Origin of the sequence: Halomarina litorea (assembly GCF_024227715.1) — an archaeon.
GTDB lineage: Archaea > Halobacteriota > Halobacteria > Halobacteriales > Haloarculaceae > Halomarina > Halomarina litorea.
This window is the reverse complement of the sequence record NZ_CP100448.1, coordinates 784,276-807,982: the sequence shown is the minus strand read 5'-3', so window position 1 is coordinate 807,982 and position 23,707 is coordinate 784,276. Positions and strand designations below refer to the sequence as shown.

Annotated in this window: 21 protein-coding genes; 11 read left to right on the top strand and 10 right to left on the bottom strand. The window is 69.2% G+C overall.

Translation table 11 applies throughout. From position 1 onward, the window contains the following. Positions 1-125: 125 nt before the first annotated feature. Complete coding sequence (locus tag NKG96_RS04450; protein ID WP_254537269.1) at positions 126-1,040, bottom strand: PhzF family phenazine biosynthesis protein; 915 nt, start codon at positions 1,038-1,040, stop codon at positions 126-128. Positions 1,041-1,245: 205 nt separating this feature from the next. Here NKG96_RS04450 and NKG96_RS04445 point away from each other — a divergent pair, with 205 nt between their 5' ends. Further along, positions 1,246-2,367 carry a glutamate-cysteine ligase family protein gene (locus NKG96_RS04445; protein ID WP_254537268.1) on the top strand — a complete coding sequence of 374 codons (1,122 nt, stop codon included), beginning with the start codon at positions 1,246-1,248 and terminating at the stop codon, positions 2,365-2,367. A gap of 3 nt (positions 2,368-2,370) precedes the next feature. Here NKG96_RS04445 and NKG96_RS04440 read toward each other — a convergent pair whose 3' ends face one another. Further along, a complete protein-coding gene (locus NKG96_RS04440; protein WP_254537267.1) occupies positions 2,371-2,604 on the bottom strand; it encodes a hypothetical protein in 234 nt (77 codons plus the stop codon). A gap of 153 nt (positions 2,605-2,757) precedes the next feature. On the opposite strand from NKG96_RS04440, the gene NKG96_RS04435 reads away from it, so the two are divergent. Further along, on the top strand, positions 2,758-3,462 hold the full coding sequence (locus NKG96_RS04435; RefSeq protein WP_254537266.1) for a hypothetical protein: 705 nt from the start codon (positions 2,758-2,760) through the stop codon (positions 3,460-3,462). 9 nt (positions 3,463-3,471) lie between these two features. Here NKG96_RS04435 and NKG96_RS04430 read toward each other — a convergent pair whose 3' ends face one another. Next, complete coding sequence (locus tag NKG96_RS04430) at positions 3,472-4,242, bottom strand: PHP domain-containing protein (RefSeq protein ID WP_254537265.1); 771 nt, start codon at positions 4,240-4,242, stop codon at positions 3,472-3,474. Between the two features lie 57 nt (positions 4,243-4,299). Then, the gene (locus NKG96_RS04425; protein WP_254537264.1) at positions 4,300-5,061 is read right to left on the bottom strand and encodes a 2-phosphosulfolactate phosphatase; all 762 of its coding nucleotides are present in this window, start codon (positions 5,059-5,061) and stop codon (positions 4,300-4,302) included. 287 nt (positions 5,062-5,348) lie between these two features. Between NKG96_RS04425 and NKG96_RS04420 the strand changes: the two genes are divergently transcribed. After that, entirely contained in the window at positions 5,349-6,209 is an 861-nt protein-coding gene (locus NKG96_RS04420) for an ATP-grasp domain-containing protein (RefSeq protein WP_254537263.1), read from the top strand. Here the strand turns inward: NKG96_RS04420 and NKG96_RS04415 are convergent. Further along, positions 6,143-7,525 (bottom strand): alpha/beta hydrolase, encoded by a 1,383-nt coding sequence (locus NKG96_RS04415; protein ID WP_254537262.1) that lies wholly within the window; start codon positions 7,523-7,525, stop codon positions 6,143-6,145. The two genes, NKG96_RS04420 and NKG96_RS04415, sit on opposite strands and share 67 nt — an antisense overlap. 108 nt (positions 7,526-7,633) lie before the next feature. On the opposite strand from NKG96_RS04415, the gene NKG96_RS04410 reads away from it, so the two are divergent. The 3 genes from NKG96_RS04410 (at position 7,634) to mtnP (ending at position 9,729) form a co-directional block, all read left to right on the top strand. Further along, positions 7,634-8,023: a pyridoxamine 5'-phosphate oxidase family protein gene (locus tag NKG96_RS04410; RefSeq protein ID WP_254537261.1), complete on the top strand. Its 390-nt coding sequence runs from the start codon at positions 7,634-7,636 to the stop codon at positions 8,021-8,023. A gap of 84 nt (positions 8,024-8,107) precedes the next feature. Further along, entirely contained in the window at positions 8,108-8,815 is a 708-nt protein-coding gene (locus tag NKG96_RS04405) for a phosphoribosyltransferase (RefSeq protein WP_254537260.1), read from the top strand. Between the two features lie 65 nt (positions 8,816-8,880). Continuing rightward, complete coding sequence (mtnP, locus tag NKG96_RS04400; protein ID WP_254537259.1) at positions 8,881-9,729, top strand: S-methyl-5'-thioadenosine phosphorylase; 849 nt, start codon at positions 8,881-8,883, stop codon at positions 9,727-9,729. Between the two features lie 105 nt (positions 9,730-9,834). On the opposite strand, the gene NKG96_RS04395 is transcribed toward mtnP, so the two are convergent. The 4 genes from NKG96_RS04395 to NKG96_RS04380 form a co-directional block, all read right to left on the bottom strand. Next, a complete protein-coding gene (locus NKG96_RS04395) occupies positions 9,835-10,323 on the bottom strand; it encodes a DoxX family protein (RefSeq protein ID WP_254537258.1) in 489 nt (162 codons plus the stop codon). Positions 10,324-10,500: 177 nt separating this feature from the next. Beyond that, the gene (locus NKG96_RS04390; RefSeq protein WP_368409276.1) at positions 10,501-11,745 is read right to left on the bottom strand and encodes a segregation/condensation protein A; all 1,245 of its coding nucleotides are present in this window, start codon (positions 11,743-11,745) and stop codon (positions 10,501-10,503) included. After that, positions 11,738-15,304, bottom strand: coding sequence for a chromosome segregation protein SMC (smc, locus tag NKG96_RS04385; RefSeq protein WP_254537257.1), 3,567 nt, complete (start codon positions 15,302-15,304; stop codon positions 11,738-11,740). The genes NKG96_RS04390 and smc overlap by 8 nt, the downstream gene beginning before the upstream one ends. 24 nt (positions 15,305-15,328) lie before the next feature. Beyond that, a complete protein-coding gene (locus NKG96_RS04380; protein WP_254537256.1) occupies positions 15,329-15,598 on the bottom strand; it encodes a DUF7518 family protein in 270 nt (89 codons plus the stop codon). Positions 15,599-15,774: 176 nt separating this feature from the next. Here NKG96_RS04380 and NKG96_RS04375 point away from each other — a divergent pair, with 176 nt between their 5' ends. From NKG96_RS04375 to NKG96_RS04360, 4 genes are all read left to right on the top strand, one after another. After that, positions 15,775-16,653 (top strand): alpha/beta fold hydrolase, encoded by an 879-nt coding sequence (locus NKG96_RS04375; protein WP_254537255.1) that lies wholly within the window; start codon positions 15,775-15,777, stop codon positions 16,651-16,653. 57 nt (positions 16,654-16,710) lie between these two features. Further along, positions 16,711-18,192: an Asp-tRNA(Asn)/Glu-tRNA(Gln) amidotransferase subunit GatB gene (gene gatB / locus NKG96_RS04370; RefSeq protein ID WP_254537254.1), complete on the top strand. Its 1,482-nt coding sequence runs from the start codon at positions 16,711-16,713 to the stop codon at positions 18,190-18,192. 224 nt (positions 18,193-18,416) lie between these two features. Further along, positions 18,417-19,025: an ArsR/SmtB family transcription factor gene (locus tag NKG96_RS04365; RefSeq protein ID WP_254537253.1), complete on the top strand. Its 609-nt coding sequence runs from the start codon at positions 18,417-18,419 to the stop codon at positions 19,023-19,025. Between the two features lie 3 nt (positions 19,026-19,028). Further along, positions 19,029-20,570: a S8 family serine peptidase gene (locus NKG96_RS04360; protein WP_254537252.1), complete on the top strand. Its 1,542-nt coding sequence runs from the start codon at positions 19,029-19,031 to the stop codon at positions 20,568-20,570. A gap of 4 nt (positions 20,571-20,574) precedes the next feature. Here the strand turns inward: NKG96_RS04360 and NKG96_RS04355 are convergent, their stop codons facing one another. After that, on the bottom strand, positions 20,575-21,045 hold the full coding sequence (locus tag NKG96_RS04355; RefSeq protein WP_254537251.1) for a hypothetical protein: 471 nt from the start codon (positions 21,043-21,045) through the stop codon (positions 20,575-20,577). A 179-nt stretch (positions 21,046-21,224) separates the two neighbouring features. Between NKG96_RS04355 and NKG96_RS04350 the strand changes: the two genes are divergently transcribed. After that, positions 21,225-23,702: a DNA topoisomerase I gene (locus tag NKG96_RS04350; RefSeq protein WP_254537250.1), complete on the top strand. Its 2,478-nt coding sequence runs from the start codon at positions 21,225-21,227 to the stop codon at positions 23,700-23,702. Positions 23,703-23,707: the final 5 nt, after the last annotated feature.

The window sequence follows — 23,707 nt, the reverse complement described above, 5'->3', positions numbered from 1 at the left end:
TACGGACCTCGCTAAAGAACTTTCCTAACCGTTCATCGCCTGCACCACAGGCGACCACGCCATAGAACCACTCACGAGGCCGTGCAGCGGACGCTCGGACGGTCAGGCGCGAGGGACTTGCAGGCTCATGGCTCCAGTATCTCGTCGTCGTCGCTCGCGGGAATCGCGAGTCGACCGTCGAGGGAGACGACGGCGCGCCCGCCGACTTCGATTTCGTCTCCTGCTCGCACGCGCACCCGCCCGGGCCGGTCCACGAAGTGCCCCTGCTCGAAGGTCATCTCCGCGGGGACCCCGTCGTCTCCGAAGGCGTCGTATTCGCGGAGGTACGCGCCCACGGCACCGCTGGCGGTGCCCGTCACGGGGTCCTCGGGGACGCCCGCGCCGGGGGCGAACATCCGCCCGTGGAGGGTCGCCTCGGGGTCGATGGCGTCGAAGGTGAACGCGTAGACGCCCATCGCGTCCACCTCCTCGCACAGCGACTCGACGGCGGCCATGTCCGGGTCGGCCGCTCCCAGCGGTTCGAGGAAACCGACCGGGACGACGAGGAAGGGGAAGCCCGTCGAGGACCACGCGAGGGGGAGGTCCTCGCCGACGTCCTCCAGTGCGTCGAGGTCGATGCCCAGTGCGGCGGCGACGTCCTCGTGGGTCACGTCGGCCTCGTGGAGTTCGGGCGGGGCCTGCGTCATCCACACCGTCCCGTCGTCGGCCACGTCGACGTCGAGGACACCGACGTTCGTCGCGAGCGAGTGGGTGCCCGCCTCGATGTCACCTCGCTGGTGGAGGTAGGCGTGGGCGGCTATCGTGGCGTGCCCGCAGAGGTCCACCTCCGTGGTGGGGGTGAAGTAGCGGATGCGACGGTCCGCCTCCTCGCTGTCGGTGAGGAACGCCGTCTCGCTGGCGTTGAGTTCGCGGGCGACCGCCTGCATCTGTCCGGCGTCGAGTCCCCCCGCGTCGGGGACGAGTCCGGCGACGTTGCCTGCCAGCGGTTCGTCGGTGAACGCGTCCACGAGGGCGACACGCGTCTCGGAGTCGTCGACCATGGGTGTCTCCGGCGACGGGCGGCCCCGGTATAGGCGTGGTGCCACCCTGTGAACCCGTGTGAGCGACCGACCGCCCACCAAGCGCCCGGAAAACCGCACGACTGCGGCTCGAATCAGGGGTGCGCAAGCCGCGAACTTAGTGTCGGCTCCGGCGAAACCCGAGACGCCCGTGGGACGACAGGACACCCCCCGCCGGGCGTGAACCATGAGAACAGGAATCGAAGTGGAGTTCTGGGTCGTCGACGACCGTGGCCGACTGTGCGACGGTCGGGACCTCGTCGACGCACACGAGCGCATCGACCCCGAGTTCGTCGGGCCGCTCCTGGAGGTGCGGACGGAGCCCTGCGAGACCGAGTACGCGCTCCGCCGAGACCTGCAAGAGACCCTACGGGCGGCCCTCCGGCGGGCCGACCGGGTCGGCAAGCGCCTCGTCCCTCTCGGGACGCCCCTCACGCGTGCGGACCCGCCCGCGACCGGCGAGCGCGGCAGGCTGTTCGAGGAGATATACGGCGACGGCATCGAGAGCGCGAAGAACTGCGCGGGGACGCACGTCCACTTCGAGCGGGGGAACGTCCGGCGACAGCTCACCCTGTTGACAGCGCTCGACCCGGCGCTCGCCCTGCTGAGCTCCTCGCCGTACTACTGCGGCCGACGCGAGATGGACTCCTCGCGCGCACACGCCTACCGGACCGAGTGTGGGGCCGACTTCGAGGAGTACTGCGGCCTCTGGTCGTACCCGGAGAGCGTCGCGGAGTGGGAGCGCCGCGTCGAGGACGCCTTCGAGCGCTTCGAGTCGCTCGCGGCCGACCGGGGCGTCCCGTCCGAGACGGTCCGCGAGCACTTCGTGGCGGAGGACGCCGTCCTGAACCCGGTGCGACTCCGGGAGTGCCAGCCCACGGTGGAGTGGCGCGCGCCGGACTCGACGCTCCCGAGTCAGGTGGTCAGGCTGGCGACGGACGTGGGCCGTCTCGTCGAGCAGACGGACTCGAAGCGCATCGAACTGGCCGACCCGGGCCGCGAGGGCGTCGCCGCCGACTGCCTCCGCGTCCCCGACTTCGGCGACCTGCGCGACGTGAGCGGGGAGGCTATCCGGTGGGGCCTCGACGCCGGGCGCGTACGGGGGTACCTCGACCGGTTCGGCTTCGACGTCGCCGACTACCGGCCGATATCGGGCCAGTTGCAGGGCCCTGGCCGCCTCCGCGAGTCGGAGGCCCGGAAGATTCGACTGGAGTACGCGGAGCGACTCCGCGCGGACGTGGCGTCGCTGACGGCCGTCCCGTTCGACGAACCCGTCGAGCGCTGTCGCGAGCAGTACGTCTTCGCGTGACGGTCACTCGTGGACGACGACTTCGCCGGACGCGCCGCTGACGGCGTGGACGCGGTGGGGGTCGTCCTCGTACTCCGTGACGGCGGCGTGGACCCGCGCGTCCTCCTCGGCCAGCGCGAACGCCGAGGCACCCGACGCCGACCGGACCGTCCGCGACCACTCGCACGTCTCGCAGTACACCCACGCCCGCCGCCGCTCCGACCCGACCGACTCCTGTTCGCTGGTATCAGTTCGCATACTTCGATGGGGACGACCCGTGCGCATGTCCCTCGTGTCTACACCTGTAGCCGAGTGGTCCCCCCATCGGCTAGTCGACTCGCCCACCCGATACACTCACACCCCACATACATTACCGCAAGAAATAAAGTATATCTTTTTGACTTTTCGCACGTGAACCGACGATTCGCCCCCGTCCTGGTGTTGGTCCTCACCGCCGCCGCCCTCGGGACGTTCCTCCTCGCCGACCTCCCTGTCACGCCGGACGAGACTCCGACCGTGGACACCGACGCACCGCCCGACGAACTCGCCGCACAGGCCATCGCGCAGTACGACCACGTCGACTACACCTACGAGTGGTCGATGCGGGTCGACGGCGAACGGCGCCTCCTCGTCAGGGGCATGGTCGACAACACCGACCAGCAAGCACTGGTGATTAGCCACATGGACCCGGACAAGAACGTCTCGCTGGTGTATGTCGACGAGCGCGAAGCGTGGCACCGGCCCGCCGACGGGTCGTGGCGACCGATGGCGGACGGGGGGATTCGTCCGGAGGCGCCGTTCCCGGGCGACGTCGTGCCCGTCGACGCGGGCCGGCTGGGCGGGACGAACGTCACCGTCGTCGAGGCGAACGCGAGCACGCTCGTCCTCCGGGTCGACGCGCCCGTCTTCTCGGCGGTCACCGAGGGCCACACGGACCTCGTCGTCGAACGCGAGCGCGGGGTCCTCCGGCGCGCGGTCCAGCGGTCGCCCGAGTTCGAGGCGGTGGTCGTCTACGAGTTCGCCGACGTGGGGACGACGGACGTGGAGCGCCCGCCGGGAATCGGCGACCCCGGTCTCGACGCACTGCTCACGGACCTGCTGACCTACACGCCCTGACTCCCCGATTCACTCCGCCAGTGCGGGGAGGTCCGTCACCTCGAGGTCGTACTGCCGGCAGAGCGCCCGGATGGCGTCGTAGCGCCTCCCGACTTCGTGGGGGCGATGCGAGTCGGTCCCGAGGACGAACTTGACCCCCGCCTCGCGGAAGGCGTCGAGGTACGTCGGGTTGGGGTGGAACACGTCGAGGCGGAGCGACCGCCCCGCGTTGAGTTCGGGGAGGGTACGGGAGTCCGCCAGCGCCGCCGCCACGCGTTCGTAGTCCGCGCGGGTGGCGACCCCCTGCAGGGCCGGGGCGCGTTCGGGCAGGTCGAGGTGGCCCATGACGTCGAACAGTTCGGACTCCACGAGGGCCACCTGCCAGTCGAAGTACTCCTCGACCACGCGCCGTTTCTCGTCGGGTGGGAGGTCGACGAACGGGCCCGGTTTCGTGACGTCGTAGTCGGGGAGGACGTGGACGCTCCCGATGGCGTAGTCGAACGCCGCCTCGTCGAGAAAGTCGGCGATGTCGTCCTCCATCTCGGGCGCGTAGGTCATCTCGACGGCGTCGTGGACCGCGATGTCGGTCTCGCGGCGCAGGGCCGCGATGTCCGCCCGCCGCTCACCGAAGGTGTCGAGGAAGTCGAAGCGGGCGCGACGGCCGAACGGGTCGTCCCAGAGGATGCAGTGGTCTGTGAGGCCGATACTGTCGTGGCCGGCACGCTCCGCGGCCGCGACCATCGCGCGCATGTCTGACCCGTCGGAGTACGTCGTGTGCGTGTGCAGGTCGTGTGTCGCCATCGGGTGGGTGGAGGTGGTAGGTCCGCGGGGTACTTCAGCCAGTCGCGTTCCGGCCGCTCAGTCGGCGGCGACGCCGACCGTCGCCTCGCTCACGTCGTAGAGCGTGTCGCCCTCGAGTCGAGGGACGACGCTGCGACTGTCGATTGCCTTGCTGAACTCCCGGACGTCGCGGCGGCGCGTCTCGTGCTTGTCGGTGTAGTTCGCCCCCTTCGCCACCTCCAGCAGTTCGCGATAGAGGTCACGTTCCACGTCGGCGACCGAGTCGCCCCGGAGGTAGCGACCGACGAGCGTCGCGCCGATGTGGTCCTCGGTGGCGACGGTGCCGTCGCCAGCCCCGGCGCTGACGAGGTACGTCGGCCGGTCCTCGCCCGCGAGGTGGTTGGCGACGGCCCGCGCGTTCGTCGTCCCGCCGACGTACACGGCGACGTCCTCGGTGTCCGAGAGACGGAGGTCCGTCACGGCCTGCCCGCCGTTCGTCGAGGTCATGCTCACCGGCTTGCCGGCGACGTCGACCGACTGGACGTAGCTCGGGGAGTTGAAGAAGTCGTACCCCTCGGCCGGTTCGTAGTCGTCGGTCTTCCCCCCGCCGATGACCGCCTCGGGGGTGTCATCGCGGAACCCGAACTCGTCGCCGCGCTTCTCGGTGATGTGGACGTACTCCGCGCCGCCCGCGAACAGTTCGACGACGGTGGAAGAGAAGTGCATCACGTCGACGACGACGTAGTTCCCCGGGGCCGGGTCCTCGGGGAGTCGCTCGCGGTGTTCGATGAGCGCAGCGTCGAGTTCGGGTCGCCGCGCCTCGGTGTTCGAACTGGTCATTGGCTGTCCTACCCCTTCGCACATCCTACGTGAACAAAAGCGAATCTATTGCCTCTTCAGCGTTGATATATACGCGACGACACGTGCGGCGTCCGACCCGCTCCATATCGGCGGGGACGACGCGCCCAAATCGCCCGTCTCGACTACACGCGGCCGATACGGCGCTGAAATCGTTTATCTATATATCGATACCGTGGCAGACAGTTACGGGGGGTCGGTACGCCAGCCGTCGGGAGTCGCGAATAGTCATCCCCGTCCGCGACGTAGGGGTACCGATTGGGACACTCATGCGACGACCTGCGACCGGGGGGCGGCGAATCGGCATCGTCTGCAACGCCGACCACGACGTGTTTCGCGCCGTGGCCGACGGCCTGCGCGACCACGGCCACGAGGTGACCTTCTTCCACCCGGGCCGACCGGTGCCGGAGCGGGACATCGACCGCCTCGACCTGCTCGCGAACAAGAAGGTGAGCCGGGCCGCAGTCGAGGCACTCCAGTACGCAGAGCGAACCGGCGTGCGGACCTGGAACGGCTACTACGCCGTCCTCCTCGGAGCGCGGTTCGTCGGACTCCGGGCGCTCGAAGCCGTCGGGTTCCGGGTCCCGCCCGCGAGCACCACGAAACCGGACTGCGAGTACGTCGTCAAGTCGCTCGTGGACTGGTACGGCGACGGTAACCCGCACTTGGGGGGAGACGGCGAGGTGTACCAGAAGTACGTCCCCGCCGACCCCATCGACGACAAGTACTACGCCGTGGACGTCGGCGGGGAGGTTCGCGTCCGGGCCGTCCGTGCGCGCTCGAAGCTCTACGGCGAGAAGGCCCTCCTCGGCACGGTCGACCCCGACCCGGCCCTCGCCGCGAAGACGCGGGCGCTCCTCCGGGCCGTCGGCGCGCAGGCCCTCGGCGTGGACGTGGTCCACGCCGACGGGGTGGCCTACGCCGTCGACGTGAACCCCGCCATGAGCTTCCGGGGGGTGGGGATGGACGAGGACCTCGTCGAGTCGGTACTCGCCCGCCTCCCCGCGACGGACGCCGTCGTACCAGACGGGGACGCCGACGCGACCGTCCGCACCTGCGGGGGCTACAGCGCCGAGACGCGCTCCGCGACGTCGACGACGACCCGTTCGTCGACGTTGCCGGGGTCGTAGTACTCTGCCGGACGCGGCGGTCCCTCGCCGGCCACGAAGAGGTGGTTCAACTCGGGGTAGCGCGTGAACGCGACGTTCGCCTGCCCGCCCAGCGCCTCCCGCCAGCGCTCGAAGTCGCCCTCGACGGTCACCTGGTAGTCCCGCCCGCCCTGCAGGAACGCGCGGGGCACGTCGAGGTCCGCGGCGGTCGCCACGGGGTCGTAGGTCCGGAGACTCTCCCAGTACGACCGCGGCGCGCCGAGGACGAGTTCCCCGTCGCCGACGTCGAGCGTCCGGACGCGTTCGGCGGCCGCCTCGACCGCCTCGATTCGTTCGCGTTCGGCGTCGCTCACCGATCCGTCCAGTTCCGCGAGGTAGCGCACCTGTTCGACCAGCAGGTCCACGAGCGGACGCGCGGGGGCCGCGAGCGCCACCATCCCCGCGGCGCGGGACTGCGCGACGATGCGCGGGGCGAGCATCCCGCCGAGGCTGTGCCCGACGACGGCGATTCGCCCCGAGTCGACGCGCTCTTCGCCCCGAAGGAGGTCGACGGCGGCCACCGCGTCGTCGGTCACCTCGTCGTCGACTGTCAGGTTCCCCAGGTCCACCTCGCAGGCCGCGGTGCGCTTCTCGTAGCGCAGGACGGCCACGCCGCGGGTGGCCAGCCCCCACGCGAGGTCCCGGTAGGGCTTGGTCGCGCCGACGGTGCCGTCGCGGTCGACCGGCCCCGACCCGTGGACGACCACGACGGCCGGAACCTCCCCCTCGCCGGTCGGGAGCGAGAGCGTCGCCGGGAGCGAACACGCCTCGGTCGCCTCGATGGTCCGGGACACCTCGGTGAACGCCGACCGGTCCGCGTACTCCGGCGGCGCGTACGTCCCCTGGTCGGTCTGCAGGAACTGGAGACCCGCCACGCGCCCCTCGCCGTCGAAGACGACCCGGATGACCTGCCGGGCGCGACTGAACTGCGCGGTGACGAGGACGGCGTCGAACCCCTGTACCGTCGTCGTCTCCGCACTCGCTATCTCGACGAACGGGCCGCGCTCGTCGACCAGTCCGGCCCACAGTTGGTCTAGCCGGTCCGCGCTCACCTGCGAGGCCAACCCCGGCGCGAACTGCTCACGGGCGGCCTCGTACTCCCCCGCCGCGAGGCGTTCGACGAACTGCCGGGCCGCGGCGTCGAGGGCCGCGTCCGGCGTTCGCGTGGGAGAACCGGTCGCCGTCTCCGTGGTTCCGTTCGCGGCGGGTCCGTCCCCGCCGTCGGACCCGCACCCTGCGAGGAGCGTCGCGCCCGCGAGTCCCGCGGTCCGCAGGAATCGCCGTCTGGAGGGCTGCATGGGGGTACGTGAGGCTCGCGGGGGGAAAACCCTCGCGCCCGCGACGGGTCGAGGGGCGAGGACGCGAGCGGCGCGAGCGGTTTTCCCGGTCGCGCCCCTCCTCCGGGCATGGCGGACATCCCCGACGAAGCCGAGTCGCTCCTCACCGAGAGCCGCGAGACGGCCTTCCTCGCGACGTGTTCCGAGGGCAAGCCGCACGTCGCGCCCGTGTGGTATCGCTACGAGGACGGCGTCGTGGAACTCGTCACGACGGGGCGCAAACTCGCCAACCTCCGCGCGAACCCGCGCGTCTCGCTAGCGGTGCAGGCGGCGGGTGAGGGCATCCCCGAGTGGACCGTGACGGTCCTCGGGACGGCGACGGTGGTGGACGACGAGGACGCCACCCGCGAGGCGAACCGGCGCATCAACCGGAAGTACGGGGTCGAAGACGAGGCGTGGGCGGGCGAGAACACGCTCGTTCGAGTGGCGGTGGGGTCTGCGTCGGTCAGGACGTACTGAGCGACCGGACGCCGGAGCGACGAAGCGCCGCCCGCGTGCCGCCTGTAAACCCTTATGTGCGGCCCACGGCGAGTGATAGCCGACATGAGCGACCTCCCGGACGACTTCAAGTGCACCATCACCAACTGGGAGTACATCTACGACCTCTGTCGCGAGGTGAGCGACCAGGTCAAGGACGCCGAGTTCGAACCCGATGTTGTGGTGGCGCTCGCCCGCGGAGGCTGGTTCGCGGGCCGCTGTATCTGCGACTTCCTCGGGCTGGACGACCTGACGAGCCTGAAGATGGAACACTACGTCGGCACCGCCCAGAAGGCGGGCGAACCGCAGGTGCGCTACCCCATGCCCGAGGGGAGCGTCGAGGGCAAGGACGTCCTCATCATCGACGACATCGCGGACACGGGCGGGTCCATCAAGCGCGCCCACGAGTACGTCGAGGAGCGAAACCCCAACGACGTGCGCACGGGTACCCTCCAGCTTCTCGGGACCAGCGAGTTCGAACCGGACTACGTCGGCGAACGCCTCGACGAGTGGGCGTGGGTCGTCTACCCGTGGAACTTCATCGAGGACATGGTCGACCTCGTCAGCGGCGTCATGGCCAAGGACGCCGAGGGCCCCTACACGACCGACGAACTCCGGGGCCTCCTCGGGGAGTACCACGAGGTCGAACGCATCGAGATGGAGATCGCCCAGCCCGGACGGATGGGCGAGGTCGTCGACGAGATGGAGCGCCGGGGGGTCATCGAGTCCGTCGGCGACCGCTGGCGACTCGTCGAGAACCGCGGCGACGCGTAGCGCGGGCCCCGCCGGGCCGCCGCGGTTCCGGAGCGTTTTACCCGCCGCACACGCGAGAGTCGGGCATGACAGTCGGCTTCATCGGCGGCAGCGGCATCTACGAGGCGCTCGACCTTGAGAACGTCCGCGAGGAGGACGTGACGACGCCCTTCGGCGACCCCAGCGCGCCCATCACTATCGGGGAGATGGCGGGCACCGACGTCGCCTTCCTCCCGCGTCACGGCCGGGACCACCAGTTCTCGCCGACCACCGCGCCCTACCGCGCGAACGTCCACGCGCTGAAGCAGGTGGGCGTCGAACGCATCCTCGCCAGCAACGCCGTGGGCTCCCTGCGCGAGGACCTGCCCCCGCAGTCGCTGCTCGTCCCCGACCAGATTTTCGACCGGACGAGCCACCGCACGCACTCCTTCTTCGGCGAGGGGATGGTCGCCCACATGGGCTTTGCGGACCCCTACTGTCCGCACATGGCCACGCACCTCGTGGAGTCGGCGGACGCGGTAGGGAGGGACGCCGAGGACGGCGGCACCTACGTCTGCGTCGAGGGGCCGCAGTACTCCACGCGCGCCGAGAGCGAGTTCTTCCGCGGGCAGGGCTGGGACGTCGTCGGCATGACGGCCATTCCGGAGGCGAAACTCGCCCGCGAGGCCGAGATGTGCTACGCCACCGTGACGGGCGTGACGGACTACGACGTCTGGAAGCAGGACGCCGAGGTCACCCTCGAGGAGGTACTGGAGAACGCCGCCGCCAACGAGACGGCCATCAAGCAGGTGGTCGAACACGCCATCGAGCACCTGCCCGACGAACGCGACTGTGACTGCGGCCACGCGCTGGAGGGCACCATCAACACGCCGAGCGAGGCCATCCCCGAGGAGACCAAGGAACGAGTGGACCTGTTGGCCGGCGAGTACCTCTGAGGGGGACCCCCGACGCAGTCGGCACCCGGCGGTAGCGACGGCCGGCGTCGCGTGACTGGAACGGCTCGGAGAACAGAGAGGGCGGTTCGACGTGGGTCGTCGGGCTTACGTCCGGATGGGCGTCTCGACGGCGTCGTCGCTGCGCGCACGGGGCAGGAGTTCACGGCCGAAGATGGCGTACTCCAGCGCGAGGCGGCCGGGGCCGCTGAGGACCACGGCGATGGAGACCATCATCAGCGTGAAGGCGAACTCGATGCCACCCTCGCTGACGGGGAAGCCGTTCGGGATGTGGACGAGCCACAGCGCCGCGAGCATGTCGATGGCGATGAACGCCGCCGCGTAGCGGGTGAACAGGCCCACCAGGAGCAGGAGGCCGCCGAACAGTTCGACGAGGCCCACGATCCAGGCGAACACCTCGGGCAGGGGGACGCCCAGCGAGGCGAGGTAGCCGCCGAAGTTCCCGATACCGCCGACGGACTTGGGACCGACGCCGAACTTCCCGAGGCCGCTGACGACGAAGACCGTCCCGAGGGCCGCGCGCATGAAGACGGGGCTCCAGCCGGACCACCTGCTGGTCGTAATCTCTGATTGCATGTTAATCAACAGACATCAGAATGGACGTGGACCGTAATAAGCGTTCCCGCACCCGTGCTAGCACGACCTCGCGTTCGTGGGCGCCACGGTCCGTGATACGCCCATTCTCGATTTTACGCCGAATCGAGCACCGGCTCCCGAGTCGCCGTTCGAGAACGTATCGGAATTCTGCAAATATCAGTCCGCGACGGCCTCCGCGGCCGTCTCCGTCGCGGCGGGGTCCTGCACCCACAGGTCGCCGAACAGGTCGTCCTGCTGGAGGCGGACCTGCCCGCGGTGGGCCAGAAAGAGGAGCGCGAGGAACGTCTCGACGCGCGACCCGCCGGCTTCCTGAATCTCGGCGTAGAGCACCTCCTCGCGCCCGGCGTCGTACTGCTCTCGAAGGGCGCGGTTGACGTGCCGGATGGTCGTCTCGATGTCCTCCTGGTGGGCCGTCCCGGTCACGTCGCCCGCGGTCGGTTCGTCGTCCACCCGGAAGTCGTCGCCAGACCGGTAGTCGAGGGTCTGGGTGCCCCGGCGGAACCCCTTCGGCGAGTCGCTGGTGTCGTAGGTCCGGGACTCCTTCCACCACGACCCGCGCTCTGCCTCCCGCAACTCGCGGACGAGTTCGTCGAGCGTCTCGGGCATCCCGCGGGCGCGCTTGCGTTCGAGGCGGCGGTCCATCTCCCGGTCGAGGGCGTCGAAGGGGTCCGGCCCTCCCCACTCGTCGTCCTCCGGCGCACCGGGGGCGTCCCACGGCTCCTCCCACGGTTCGAGCTCCGGTTCCTCCGGCTCGTCGGGTTCCATCAGCGCGTCGCTCTTCATCCGCAGGAGGACGCTCGCGTAGAACAGCGCCCGCCCGCCGGTCCGCAGGTCGCCGTCGTCCAGCGCCGCGAGGAACTTGTCCGTCACCGCGACGATGTCGATGTCCCACGGGGCGATCTCGCCCCGGTCGGCCAACTGGACGAGGAGTTCGACGGGTTCGACACCATCCTCGCCGTCGTCCGCGTCGGGGGCCTCCGCTTCGTCACCGCCCAGCAGGTCCGAGACGTCCGCCGAGGGGTCCTCGCGGTCCTCGTGACCCGCGATGTTCAGCGAGACGCCGTCCGCGACGTCCTGCCCCTCGTGGGCGTCGTGACCGTTCGTGTGTTCGTTCCCGGCCGGGCTGTCTCGCGGTTCCTCCGAGTCGCTCGACTGCTCCGCGGACTCGCGATCCGCCTTCGGCGGGCCTTGCTCGCGGCTCGCTTCGCTCTCCGCTCGCGTCTCGGAGACGCTCCCTTCGTCACCGGCGACATCGTCGCCGGTTTCTCGCGGGGTCTCCGACCCCGCGCTGGTCGCGTCTCCCTCTCCGTCCGCGCTGTCTCGCGAGTCGCGTTGCTCCTCGCTCGACTCGTTCGCGGACTCTCGACCCGCCTTCGGCGGGTCTCCGTCCGCGCTAGTCATCCGCCGGCACCCCCTGCCCGCTCAGGTCGATACCAGTCACCGCCGAGACGTTGTCGTCCATCATCGTCACGCCGATGGCGCGCTCGGAGCGTTCCAGCAGCGCCGAGCGATGGGAGACGACGACGAACTGCGCGTCGTCCGCGAGGGCGTCGACCATCTCGCCGACCGCCTCCGCGTTGGCCGCGTCGAGGAAGGCGTCCACCTCGTCCAGCGCGTAGAACGGGGCCGGGTTGTGGCGTTGAATGGCGAAGATGAACGCGAGTGCCGTCAGCGACTTCTCGCCGCCGGACATGGCGTCGAGGCGCTGGACGGGCTTGTCGCCCGGTTTCGCCTTCATCGTCAGGCCACCCTCGAACGGGTCGTCCTCGTCTTCCAGTACGAGGGTGCCGCTCCCGCTGGAGAGGCGGCCGAAGATGTCCTCGAAGTGCCCGTTGATGGCCTCGTAGGACTCCATGAACGTCGCCTTCTTCTTCGCCTCGTACCCCTCGATGCGCTCGACGATGCCGTCGCGCTCCTCGACCAGCGTGGCCCGCTTGTCCTGCAGGTCCGCGAGGTCCTCGGCGACGGCGTCGTACTCGTCGATGGCGAGCATGTTCACCGGTTCGAGCGCCGTCATCTCCCCGTCGAGGCGGGCGATCTCGGACTCCACCTCGTCGTGGTCGGGGATGGACTCGGGGTCGTACTCGCCGACCTGCGCGGCGAGTTCGTCGACCTCCCACTCCAGTCGGTCGCGCTTGTCGGTCAGCGTCTCCAACCGGGAGGCGAGTTTCCCGACCGCCTCCTTGGCCTCGTCGCGGGCCTCCTTCGCCTCGCGCAGGTCGGCCTTCAGCGCCTCGCGTTCCTCTTTCAACTCGGCGAGTTCGTCCTCCAGCTCCGCGACCTGCTCGCGTTTCTCCTCGAGGACGGCCTCCTTCTCCTCGATTTCGTCCTCCAGTTCGACGATGCGCTCTTCGGCCTCGGCCTTGCGGTTCTGGGCGCTCTCGATGTCGTCGTGGAGGTCCTCGATGGCCTCCTCGGCGTACTGCTTCTCCAGTTGGAGTTCGTTGAGCGTGCCGTCGAGGTCGTCCATCTCCGCTTCGAGGTCCGCGATGTCGGCGCGAATCTCCTCGGCGCGTTCGGTGAGTTCGGCCACTTCCGAGTCGCGCAGGTCGGCCTCGCGGTCGGCGATGCGCTCCTCGATGGCCGCTATCTCCTCGTCCTTCGCGGCGATGTCGGCCTCGATGGCCTCCATGCGCTCGGTGACCTCCTCGCGTTCGTCCTCCAGTTCGTCGAGGCGGGCCTCCTTGCGTTCGACCTCCTCGTCGATGGACGCGATGCGGTCCTCGGTGGACTCCACGTCGCTCTCGACCTCTCGCACCTTGTCGGCGACGTTCGCCTGCCGGTCGCGGGCGTCGTCCAACCTCGATTCGACGTCACGCAGTTCCTCGCGAACCGACTGTCGTTTCTCCTCCAGTTCGTTGATGCGCGTCGCGACCCGTTCGAGTTGCCCCTCGCCGCCGGCGAACGAGTACCGGGACCCCGACCGGGACCCCCCGGTCATCGCCCCGCTCTTCTCGACGAGTTCGCCGTCCAGCGTCACCATCCGGAACGACCCCATCAGGTCGCGGGCGGTCTCGACGTCCTCGACGACCAGCGTGTCCCCGAGAACGTACGAGAAGATGCCCGCGTACTGCGGGTCGAAGTCCACGAGGTTGTACGCGAAGTCCACCACGCCCGACTCGTTCGGGAGCGAGGGTAGCGAGCGCTGACGCATCTTGTTCATCGGGAGGAACGTCGCCCGACCTGCGTTGCGCGACTTGAGGTACTCGATACCGCGCTGGCCGACTCCGTCGTCCTCCACGACGACGTTGGCGAGTCGGCCGCCCGCCGCGGTTTCACAGGCCGTCGCGTACTGGCTGGAGACGCCGCCCAGTTGCCCGACCGCGCCGTGGACGCCGTCGATGTCGCCGTTCAGGACGGTGGTGACCGCCCGCCCGAACGAGGAGTCCCCGCTCTGGCCGGCTTTCGCCTCCAGTTCGGCGTACTCCTGCTGGGCCGCGCTGACCTTGTCCTCTATCGCGTCCAGTTCGTCCTGCAGATCGTACTTCTCGCCTCGGAGGTCGTCGACGACCGACTCGATGGTCGTCTTGTTCTTCTCGACTTTCTCCAGTTCGGCTTCGAGGTCCGCGAGGTCGGCTTCGAGGTCCGGCACCTCGTCTTGCAGGTCCTCGATGTCCTCTCGGACCTCCCGTTGCTCGTTCGAGCGACGGCGCGCCTCGTCCAGCAGGCGGTCCTGCTCGCGCTGGAGTTCGTTCTTCTCGGATTTCGCGTCCTCCAGCTCCTCGCGCGCCTCGGCGAGGTCCTCCTTCAACTGCTCGTACTCGTCGTCGACGGCCTCGATGTCCGCCTCCACGTCGGCGAGTTCCTCGCGTCTCTCCTCGATGTCGGCCTTCAGCGAGGCCTTCTCGACCTTGACGTTGCGGACCTTCGCGTGCAGGTCGTCGACCTGTTCCTGTTTGCGGTCGACCTTCACGAACGCCTGCCGGCGCCTGTTCTCGGCGTCCTCCACCCGCTCGCGGGCGCTCTCGATGGCGTCCTCGAGGCGGGATATCTCGCCTTTGACCTCCTCCATCTCCCGTTTGACCCGGAGCTGTTCGTCCTCGCCGGTGCGCTCGATTTCGGCGTTGAGGTCCTCTAAGTCCTCCTCCTGCCGGAGGACGGCTCCCTGTCGTTCGTCTAAGGTGCGCTGGCGCTCTTCCAGTTTCGACTCGGTGCGCTCGACCTTCGACTCGGTCGCGTCGAGGGCGGCGCGCTTGTCCTCCAGTTCGGCGGCCTTGAGGTAGCCCTCGTACTCCTCGCGTTCCTCCTTCAGCGACTGGTACTCCAGTGCCGTCTCGCGTTCGTCTTTCAGTTGTTCGAGGCGGTCCTCTTTCTCCTCGATGCGGAGGTCGGCCTCGTCGACGCGTTCTTCCACGACTTCGAGTTCGTCCATCGCGTCGGCCTTGCGCGCGTCGAACTCCGCGACGCCCGCTATCTCGTCGATTATCTCGCGACGGGAGCCGGGCGTCATGTTGATTATCTCGGTGACGTCGCCCTGCATCACGACGTTGTACCCCTCCGGGGCGACACCCGCCTGCGCCAGCAGGTCCTGGATGTCCGAGAGGTTCACCGACCGGCCGTTCAGGTAGTAGTACGAGTAGTAGTTGTCCTCGGTCTGTTTGACGCGTCTCCGAATACTGATCTCGTCGACGTCGCCGACGTTGTCCGTGCCGGCCGCGTTCGTCACCTGCGACCGGGAGAGCGTCGCGTCGGAGTTGTCGAGGACCACCTCGACGGATGCCTCGCGTTCGCCCGCGAAGTCCGCCCCGTCGTCGTCGGGGTTGTAGATGAGGTCCGTCAGCTTCTCGGCGCGGATGCCGGAGGTTCGCGCCAGTCCCAGCGCGAACAGGACGGAGTCGATGATGTTGGACTTGCCCGAACCGTTCGGGCCGCTGATGGTCGTAAAGTCCTCGTAGAACGGAATGCGGGTCTTCCGGCCGAAACTCTTGAAGTCATCGAGGACGAGCTCTTTGATGTGCATGGGGTCGCTCGTGTGACGGCCCCCTTACGCGACGATGATCTCGTCGCTGCCGGAGTCCGTGCTCTCCTCACCCTTCTCCTGGGAGGATTTGTCCGCTTCGGATTCGGTCGCGGACGCGTCGGCGGAACGGGTGGTCTGCCCCTCGATGATGTCGTCGACGTCCGGTTCGACTGCCTCCTCCAACGCCCGCAGTCGTTCCTTACACTCGACCAGTTCGTCGGTCAGTCCCGTCACCGACGCCTCCAGTTGATTGACCCGTGCCTCGAGTTCCTCGACGCGGTTCCCGCTAGCCATGTGACATACCCACCGCTCCACGCGTATAAACCTGCGTCAGACAATGACATCGGGGCTGATAGATGAGCCGCCAGCGTGCGGTCCGACGCCCGGACGGGGACCGTCGAGGCCCCTCGACACCCCCCGCGGGTCGCCGCGAGGACAAGCGATTCACCCCGTCGGTCCCACCTCCGACCATGCAACGGACGGCCGATGCCCCGGGCGAGTCCACGTACGTCGAGACGGGGAACGTCACCCTGCACGCCCGCGTCGCCGGGCCCGAGGACGGTCCGCTCGTCCTCCTCCTCCACGGCTTCCCCGAGTTCTGGTACGGCTGGCGGCGGCAGATCCAACCGCTCGCCGAGGCGGGTTTCCGCGTCGTCGTCCCCGACCAGCGAGGGTACAACCTGAGCGACCGGCCCGACGGCAAGCGCGCCTACCGCGTCGCGGCCCTCGTCGACGACGCCCTCGGCCTCGTCGAGGCGACGGGCCGCGACAGCGCCAGCGTCGTCGGCCACGACTGGGGCGCGATGGTCGCGTGGTGTCTCGCACAGGACCACCCGGACCGGGTCGACCGCCTCGGAATCCTCAACGTCCCCCACCCGGGCGCGTTCGGCGAGACGCTCCGCGAGTCGTGGGCACAGCGGTTTCGGAGCACCTACGCCGGGTTCTTCCAGTTTCCCCGGGTCCCCGAGCGCGCCCTGCGTGCCGGCGACTTCCGCCTCATGACCGGGATGCTCCGCGGGTCCAGTCGCCCGGGAACGTTCACCGACCGTGACCTCGACCGCTACCAGACGGCGTGGGGCCGCGAGGGTGCGCTCACGGCGATGCTGAACTGGTATCGTGCCAACGGCCTCCGGAGCGGGCTGTTCTCGCGCACAGGGCGAGTCGAACCCGAGACGCTCGTCCTCTGGGGCGCGCGCGACGACGCCCTCGTCCGCGAGAACGCCGAGCGGAGCCTCGCGTACTGCGAGCGCGGTGAGCTGGAGGTGTTCGAGCGGGCAACCCACTGGCTCCAGCACGAGGAGGCGGCGGCGGTGAGCGACCGACTGGTCGAGTTCCTCGGCGAGGGGTAGCGGGTACGGCGACACGTACCCGACACCCTTTAGCGCCCCCGCCGGGACAGTCCAGTAATGACCGCGCAAGCGACGCAGACGCGCGACCACGCCGTCGTCATCGGGCTGGAGGTGCACGTCCAGCTCGAGACGGCCACGAAGCTCTTCTGTGGCTGTTCGACCGACACGGCCGACGACGCGCCGAACACCCACACCTGTCCGGTCTGTCTCGGCCTGCCCGGCGCCCTGCCCGTCGTCAACGAGGCGGCCGTCGAGGCCGCCGTGAAGGTCGGCAAGGCGCTGGACGCCGACATCCCCGAGGAGACCCGCTTTCACCGGAAGAACTACTACTACCCCGACCTGCCGAAGAACTTCCAGATAACGCAGTACGACGAGCCCATCTGTCAGGACGGCTCGCTGGAGATTCGTGTCGAGGGGAACCGGCGGACCATCGACATCGAACGCGCCCATTTGGAGGAGGACCCCGGATCGCTGAAACACGAGGGCGGGGCCATCGACCGCGCGGAGTACACGATGGTCGACTACAACCGCGCCGGGATGCCCCTGATGGAGATCGTCACCGAGCCCGACTTCCGGGGACCGGGCGAGGTGCGGGCGTTCCTCGCCAAACTGGAGGAAGTGCTGGAGTACCTCGGCGTGTTCGACGCCGAGCGCGACGGCTCGCTGCGCGTGGACGCGAACATCTCGCTGGTCCCCGCAGAGGAGGTGGGCGAGGACGGTTCCATCGGCGCGGACGCCCTCGCCGCGGCCAATCGTACAGAAGTAAAGAACATCTCCAGTCACAAGGGCGCGGAGAAGGCCCTCGCCTACGAGGTGACTCGCCAGCGCAACGCCGTCCAGCGCGGGCGCGAGATCGAACAGGAGACGCGCCACTGGGACGAGGGCCGCGGCGTCACCGTCTCGATGCGCTCGAAGGAAGAAGAGAAGGACTACCGCTACTTCCGGGAGGCCGATCTCCCGCCGCTCCGCGTCTCGGGCTGGAAGGAGGAGATACCCATCCCCGAACTCCCCGACGCCCGCCGGAAGCGATTCCGCGAGGAGTACGGCCTCTCGGCGGAGGAGGCGTCGAAGCTCACCTCAACGAAGCAGGTGGCGGACTTCTACGAGGACCTCACCGCGGAGTTCGACCCCGCACTCGCCGCGGCGTGGGTCGCCGACCGCCTGCTCGGGGAACTCAACTACCGCGACATGCCCCTCGACGCCGTCGACCGCGAGGCGTTCGTCCGGCTGCTCTCGCTGGTCGACGAGGACGAGATAACGGTCAAGAACGCCGAGGAGGTCGTCCTCCGGGCGATGCTCGACGAGGGCGCGGACCCGGACACCGTCGTCGAACGCGAGGGGCTGGGCAAGACGGGCGGCGACGAGGTGGTCGAGGCCGTCAGCGAGGCCATCGACGAGAACCCCGACGCCGTCGAGGACTACCACGCCGGCGAGGACGGCGCACTCAACTTCCTCGTCGGGCAGGTGATGGCCGCGACGGGGGGGAGCGCCGACCCCGGCGAGGTCAACCAGATACTTCGCGAGAAACTGGACGACTGACCAGCCGGCCATAGCCGGTTGGGACCGTCGAACGGGCGGTCGACTGGTGACCACGATTACACTGAAGCGCTGAATTCGGACGTCCCGCCCCCTCGAAAGGCAGTATTCACAGTATTTCAGGTTTATTTCTGGACACCAAGTAGTCACAGATAGACACTGACGTATGAAACTGTGTGGGGAGTATTACCGCAAATATTTGTACCGTGGGGGATTAGAGCGTTCCAATGTCAGGGCTGTTGCCTACTACCACGGACGTCAGCTCTGAGCAGGAGGGGGACCTCCAGGCGCTGTGGCTCGACAGCGACGACGCCGGGGAGCTCCTCTCCTCGCTCTCCTCCGAGACGGCCCGTTCGATTCTCACGTCCCTGCACGAGGAACCCGCGACGGCGTCGGAGGTGGCCGGCCGCGTGGACACCTCGCTGCAGAACGCCCGCCACCACCTCACGAACCTCACCGACGCCGGGTTGGTCCGCATCGCGGACACCCGCTACTCACAGAAGGGTCGCGAGATGAACGTCTACGCCCCCAGCGAGGAGCCGATGGTCGTCTTCGTCGGCAACGAGAAGGGCAAGAACTCCTTCTTCGACTCGCTGAAGGGGCTGGTCGCCGCGCTGGGCCTGCTCGGGTTCGTGAGCCTGCTGGTCCAGCGACTGGTCGTCACCGACGCCGTCGCCGCGGACGTCCTCCCCCGCATGGCCGACGGCGCGGGCGCGGCCGGCGGCGCACCGCTGGCCGCCCCGCCGGGGCTGGTGTTCTTCGCCGGCGGCCTCCTCGTCCTCGGGGTGGTCCTCGCCTGGCGGCGCTGGCAACGCGTCGGCGGGCCGGCGGTCTAGGCGATGGACTACCCGCGTCGAGTCCTCACGGTGGCGCTCGTCTGTGCCTTGCTCGTCGTCCCGCCCGTCCCCCTCTCGACGGACGGGGGCGATCACGCCGTGAGCGACGTGGACATCGTCGACGCCCTCCGCGAACGACTCGACCGCCAGCGCGCCGACCCGCCGACGGTCGACGCGCAGGTCAGGGTCGTCCTGAAACTGCAGAGCCACGACACCACCGTCCCGCGGGCCGAGGGGTTCGAGGTCGAACGAGTGTACACGGAACACGGCGAGCGACTCGTCGAGGGGTCCGTCTCGATGGCGCAGGTCCACCGCCTCTCGGAGGACCCGCGCATCCAGGGCGTCCGCATCTCGTCGGGCGACCGGACGGGTGACGGGCGGGTCGCGGCGGGCGTCGCCGTCGTCGGCGCGGACCGCCTCCACGCCGCGAACGTCACCGGCGAGAACGTCACCGTGGGAATCATCGACGCGGACTTCCGGATGAGCCACCCCGCCATCGCGAGCAGCGCGACCTACTACCGGCAGTTCGGCGACGTGGCCCCCGACGAGTGGCACCACGGCACCGCCGTGGCGAGCGTCGTCGCCGACACCGCCCCCGACGCCGACCTCCACCTCGCGGCCATCGGTTCGTCGACCACGCCCGAGGAGTACCGCGAGGCCGTCCAGTTCCTCCTCGACAACGGCGCGGACGTCGTCGTCGACGCGGGGAGCTACTACAGCCAGCCGGGCGACGGGTCGGGCGAACTCGCACAGGTGGCCGCCGAGGCGGCGACGGAGACGGTGTTCGTCACGAGCGCGGGTAACCACGGCCAGTCGTACTGGGCGGGCAACTACACCGGCGGGGAGTACGTCGACGTCACCGAGACGACGGAGGGGAACGTCCTCAACGGCGGCGAGGCGTTCAGCGGGCGCGTGCGGGTGACCGTGCGCTGGGAGGGGTGGCCCGAGACAGACTCGAACTACGACGTCTACCTGTTGCGCAACACCAGTGGGAAGGACATCGTCGTCGCGAAGGCGACGGGCCACGACGGGCGACCCGTCGAGTACCTCGACACGACGGTGCGCGAAGGCGAGTACTACGTCGCCGTCCGGGCCGTCGACGGGACGCCGGGTGAACGCATCGAGGTCTTCGCCAGCCACGACCTGACCCACCGGTCGACGGGCGGGTCGAGCGCTCCCGCGACTGCGGAGGGCGTCCTTGCCGTCGGAGCGAGCCAGAACGGGACCGTCGAGGCGTTCAGCGCCCGCGGGGGCGTCGACCTCGTCGCGCCGGACGACGTGGCCGCCGAGGGCGTGAGCGTCGACGGGGGGACCTCCTTTGCGGCCCCGTACGTCGCGGGCGTCGCCGCCCTCGTCGTCTCCGAGCACCCCGAGTACAGCCCCGATGACGTCCGCACGCGACTGCTCGCGACCGCAGTCGACGTGGGACCGACCGGCCTCGACGACGCCTCCGGCTACGGTCGCGTCAACGCCACAGGGGCCGTGTCGGGGCCTCTGCCCGCCGGGGGCGACCCGGCGCCGCCCGGTCCCGAGGAGGCGGGGTGAGCCGTCACGCCTCGGTCGGGTCGGCGCTCGTGGCCCGGCGCGTCTGCCCCTCGACGCGGTAGAGGAGGAGCGAGAGGACCAGCGCGATACCCTCGACTGCCTTCGCCGCCCCCTCGATGGGGTCGGCGTCGAGGTGCTGGAGGACACTCGTCAGCAGGCCGGTGTCGTGCGTGTGGCCGCCGGCGACGCCCGTGTTGTGGAACGTGAGCCACGCCAGTATCTGGGCGACCATCAGCGCCGCCGCGAGGAGGTAGAGCGGGCGGCGCGGGAGGACACCGAGTGCCGCCGCGGCCACGCCGAGGACGATGGCGAGTATCGAGAGCGTCATCAGCGTGGTGACGATTCGGGGCGGGAACACCCCGCTGGACAGCACCGCCTGCAGGCGGGGGACGACCACCGTGAGGTGGATGACGGCGTCGACGAGGAGGACCTGCAGGAACATGACGTGCAGACCGCGAACGATGTCGTCGTCCATGTCCCCACTCGCCGCCGGACGGACATAGGGTGTTTCATCCTCGCGCGGGCACGACGCGAGGGCGACCGGGCGGCGCGCGACCGCCCGCAGACGCGCGCAGTGGTGTGGTTTTCGCCGTCGAAAGGGTTAGGTTGTGGGTTGGCCTAGCGGGAGCCAATGAGCACACGAGGTGGCCGACCGTGGAACTGATAGTCACGGAGAAGGACAACGCCGCCCGGCGAATCGCCGAGATTCTGAGCGGCGGGTCCGCCGAGTCGGGCCGGCGCAACGGCGTCCCCGTCTACGAGTGGGGCGGTCGGCGCTGTATCGGCCTGTCGGGCCACGTCGTCGGCGTCGACTTCCCGCCGGAGTACGCCGACTGGCGCGACGTGGAACCGGTCGAACTCGTCGACGCGCAGGTCGTGAAGACCGAGACACAGGGCAACATCGTCGCGGCGTTGCGGTCGCTGGCCCGCGAGGCCGACAGCGCCGTCATCGCGACGGACTACGACCGCGAGGGCGAACTCATCGGGAAGGAGGCCTACGAACTCGTCCGGGGCGAGACGGACGTCCCCATCAATCGTGTGCGCTTCTCGTCCATCACGGACCGCGAGGTGACGACGGCCTTCGACAACCCGGAGGAACTGGACTTCGACCTCGCGGCGGCGGGCGAGGCCCGACAGATCATCGACCTGATGTGGGGGGCGGCGCTCACCCGGTTCCTCTCGCTGTCGGCGAAGCAACTGGGCGACGACTTCATCTCGGTGGGTCGGGTGCAGTCGCCGACGCTGAAGCTCATCGTCGACCGCGAACGCGAGATAGCGGCGTTCGACCCCGAGGACTACTGGGAACTGTTCGCGAACCTCGCCAAGGACGAGGAGGCGTTCGAGGCGCAGTACTTCTTCGAGGGCGAGGACGGCACCGAGAACGAACGGGTCTGGGACGAGGGGAGCGCGGACGCCGCCCACGAGCGGTTGCTGGAAGCCAGCGACGCCACCGTCGAGTCGGTCCGGCGGCGCACCCGCACGGACGACCCGCCCGCGCCGTTCAACACCACGCAGTACATCCGCGCGGCGAGCAGTCTCGGCTACTCCGCCCAGCGCGCCATGAGCATCGCCGAGGACCTCTACACGGCGGGCTACCTCACCTACCCGCGGACGGACAACACCGTCTACCCCGAGGACTTGGACGAACGCGAGTTGCTCGAACGGTTCGCCACCCACCCGCGGTTCGGGGAGGACGCCGAATCGCTGCTCGAACGCGAGGACATCACGCCGACCAGCGGCGACAAGGAGACGACCGACCACCCGCCCATCCATCCGACCGGGGAGTTTCCCGAGGACCTGAGCGACGACGAGTGGAAGGTGTACGACCTCGTCGTGCGCCGCTTTTTCGCCACCTGCGCGGAACCCGCGAAGTGGGCGCACCTGCGCGTGGTCGCCGAGGCCAACGGCTGTTCGCTGAAGGCCAACGGCAAGCGCCTCGTCGAACCGGGCTACCACGCCGTCTATCCGTACCTCTCGACCAGCGAGAACCACGTCCCCGAGGTGGAGGAAGGCGACTCGCTCGCGGTCAGCGACGTGCGACTGGAGGCCAAACAGACCCAGCCACCCCGCCGTCGGGGCCAGTCGCGCCTCATCGAGACGATGGAGTCGATGGGCATCGGGACGAAGGCCACCCGCCACGGCACCCTCCAGAAGCTGTACGACCGGGGGTACGTCGAGGGCGACCCGCCCCGGCCGACCAAGCTGGCGATGGGCGTCGTGGAGGCCGCAGAGCGCTTCGCGGACCTCATCGTCAGCGAGGAGATGACCGCGCAACTGGAACAGGACATGACGGCCATCGCCAACGGCGAGGCGACGCTGGACGACGTCACCGACGAGTCGCGGGACATCCTCCGGCGGGTGTTCGAGGCGCTCCACGAGTCCCGCGAGGAGGTCGGTCGGCACCTCCGCGAGTCGCTGAAGGCCGACAAGATACTCGGGCCGTGTCCCGAGAGCGGGCACGACCTGCTGGTGCGCCGGTCGCGCTGGGGGTCGTACTTCGTCGGCTGCGACGGCTACCCCGACTGCGAGTACACCCTCCCGCTCCCGAACCGCGGGGAGCCGATGGTGCTCGACGACGTCTGCGAGGACCACGACCTGCGCGAAGTGAAGATGCTCGCGGGCAAGGACACGTTCACCCACGGCTGTCCGCTCTGCCGGGCGGAGGAGGCCGACGACGCCGAGGACGAGGTGATAGGCACGTGCCCCGAGTGTGGTTCGGAGGAGGGCGGCGAACTCGCCATCAAGACCCTCCGGTCGGGGTCCCGGTTGGTGGGCTGTACGCGCTACCCCGACTGCGAGTACTCCCTGCCCCTGCCGCGCAACGGGGACATCGAGGTGCGCGACGAGCGCTGTGCGGAACACGACCTGCCGGAACTGGTCGTCCACAACGGCGACGAGCCGTGGGAACTGGGCTGTCCCATCTGCAACTACGCGGAGTACCGCGAGCGGCAGGCCGCGACGGCCATCGAGGATCTCGACGGTATCGGGGCGAAGACCGCCGAGAAGTTGGCGGCGGCGGGCATCGAGAGCCTCGACGACCTGCGGGAGGCCATCGCCGACGACGTGGCCGCGGAGGTGCAGGGCGTCAGCGCCGACCGTATCCGCGAGTGGCAGACGCAGGCGAAGGCGTAGCCCGA

Bases quoted from the DNA above. Each gene is read 5' to 3' on its own strand.
- NKG96_RS04450 (WP_254537269.1), bottom strand. From the start codon at position 1,040: ATGGTCGACGACTCCGAGACGCGTGTCGCCCTCGTGGACGCGTTCACC.
- NKG96_RS04430 (WP_254537265.1), bottom strand. From the start codon at position 4,242: ATGGCGACACACGACCTGCACACGCACACGACGTACTCCGACGGGTCA.
- mtnP (WP_254537259.1), top strand. From the start codon at position 8,881: ATGACAGTCGGCTTCATCGGCGGCAGCGGCATCTACGAGGCGCTCGAC.
- NKG96_RS04375 (WP_254537255.1), top strand. From the start codon at position 15,775: ATGCAACGGACGGCCGATGCCCCGGGCGAGTCCACGTACGTCGAGACG.
- NKG96_RS04425 (WP_254537264.1), bottom strand. From the start codon at position 5,061: ATGACCAGTTCGAACACCGAGGCGCGGCGACCCGAACTCGACGCTGCG.
- gatB (WP_254537254.1), top strand. From the start codon at position 16,711: ATGACCGCGCAAGCGACGCAGACGCGCGACCACGCCGTCGTCATCGGG.
- NKG96_RS04355 (WP_254537251.1), bottom strand. From the start codon at position 21,045: ATGGACGACGACATCGTTCGCGGTCTGCACGTCATGTTCCTGCAGGTC.
- NKG96_RS04380 (WP_254537256.1), bottom strand. From the start codon at position 15,598: ATGGCTAGCGGGAACCGCGTCGAGGAACTCGAGGCACGGGTCAATCAA.
- NKG96_RS04410 (WP_254537261.1), top strand. From the start codon at position 7,634: ATGGCGGACATCCCCGACGAAGCCGAGTCGCTCCTCACCGAGAGCCGC.
- NKG96_RS04415 (WP_254537262.1), bottom strand. From the start codon at position 7,525: ATGCAGCCCTCCAGACGGCGATTCCTGCGGACCGCGGGACTCGCGGGC.
- NKG96_RS04360 (WP_254537252.1), top strand. From the start codon at position 19,029: ATGGACTACCCGCGTCGAGTCCTCACGGTGGCGCTCGTCTGTGCCTTG.
- NKG96_RS04395 (WP_254537258.1), bottom strand. From the start codon at position 10,323: ATGCAATCAGAGATTACGACCAGCAGGTGGTCCGGCTGGAGCCCCGTC.
- NKG96_RS04365 (WP_254537253.1), top strand. From the start codon at position 18,417: ATGTCAGGGCTGTTGCCTACTACCACGGACGTCAGCTCTGAGCAGGAG.
- smc (WP_254537257.1), bottom strand. From the start codon at position 15,304: ATGCACATCAAAGAGCTCGTCCTCGATGACTTCAAGAGTTTCGGCCGG.
- NKG96_RS04420 (WP_254537263.1), top strand. From the start codon at position 5,349: ATGCGACGACCTGCGACCGGGGGGCGGCGAATCGGCATCGTCTGCAAC.
- NKG96_RS04390 (WP_368409276.1), bottom strand. From the start codon at position 11,745: ATGACTAGCGCGGACGGAGACCCGCCGAAGGCGGGTCGAGAGTCCGCG.
- NKG96_RS04445 (WP_254537268.1), top strand. From the start codon at position 1,246: ATGAGAACAGGAATCGAAGTGGAGTTCTGGGTCGTCGACGACCGTGGC.
- NKG96_RS04440 (WP_254537267.1), bottom strand. From the start codon at position 2,604: ATGCGAACTGATACCAGCGAACAGGAGTCGGTCGGGTCGGAGCGGCGG.
- NKG96_RS04405 (WP_254537260.1), top strand. From the start codon at position 8,108: ATGAGCGACCTCCCGGACGACTTCAAGTGCACCATCACCAACTGGGAG.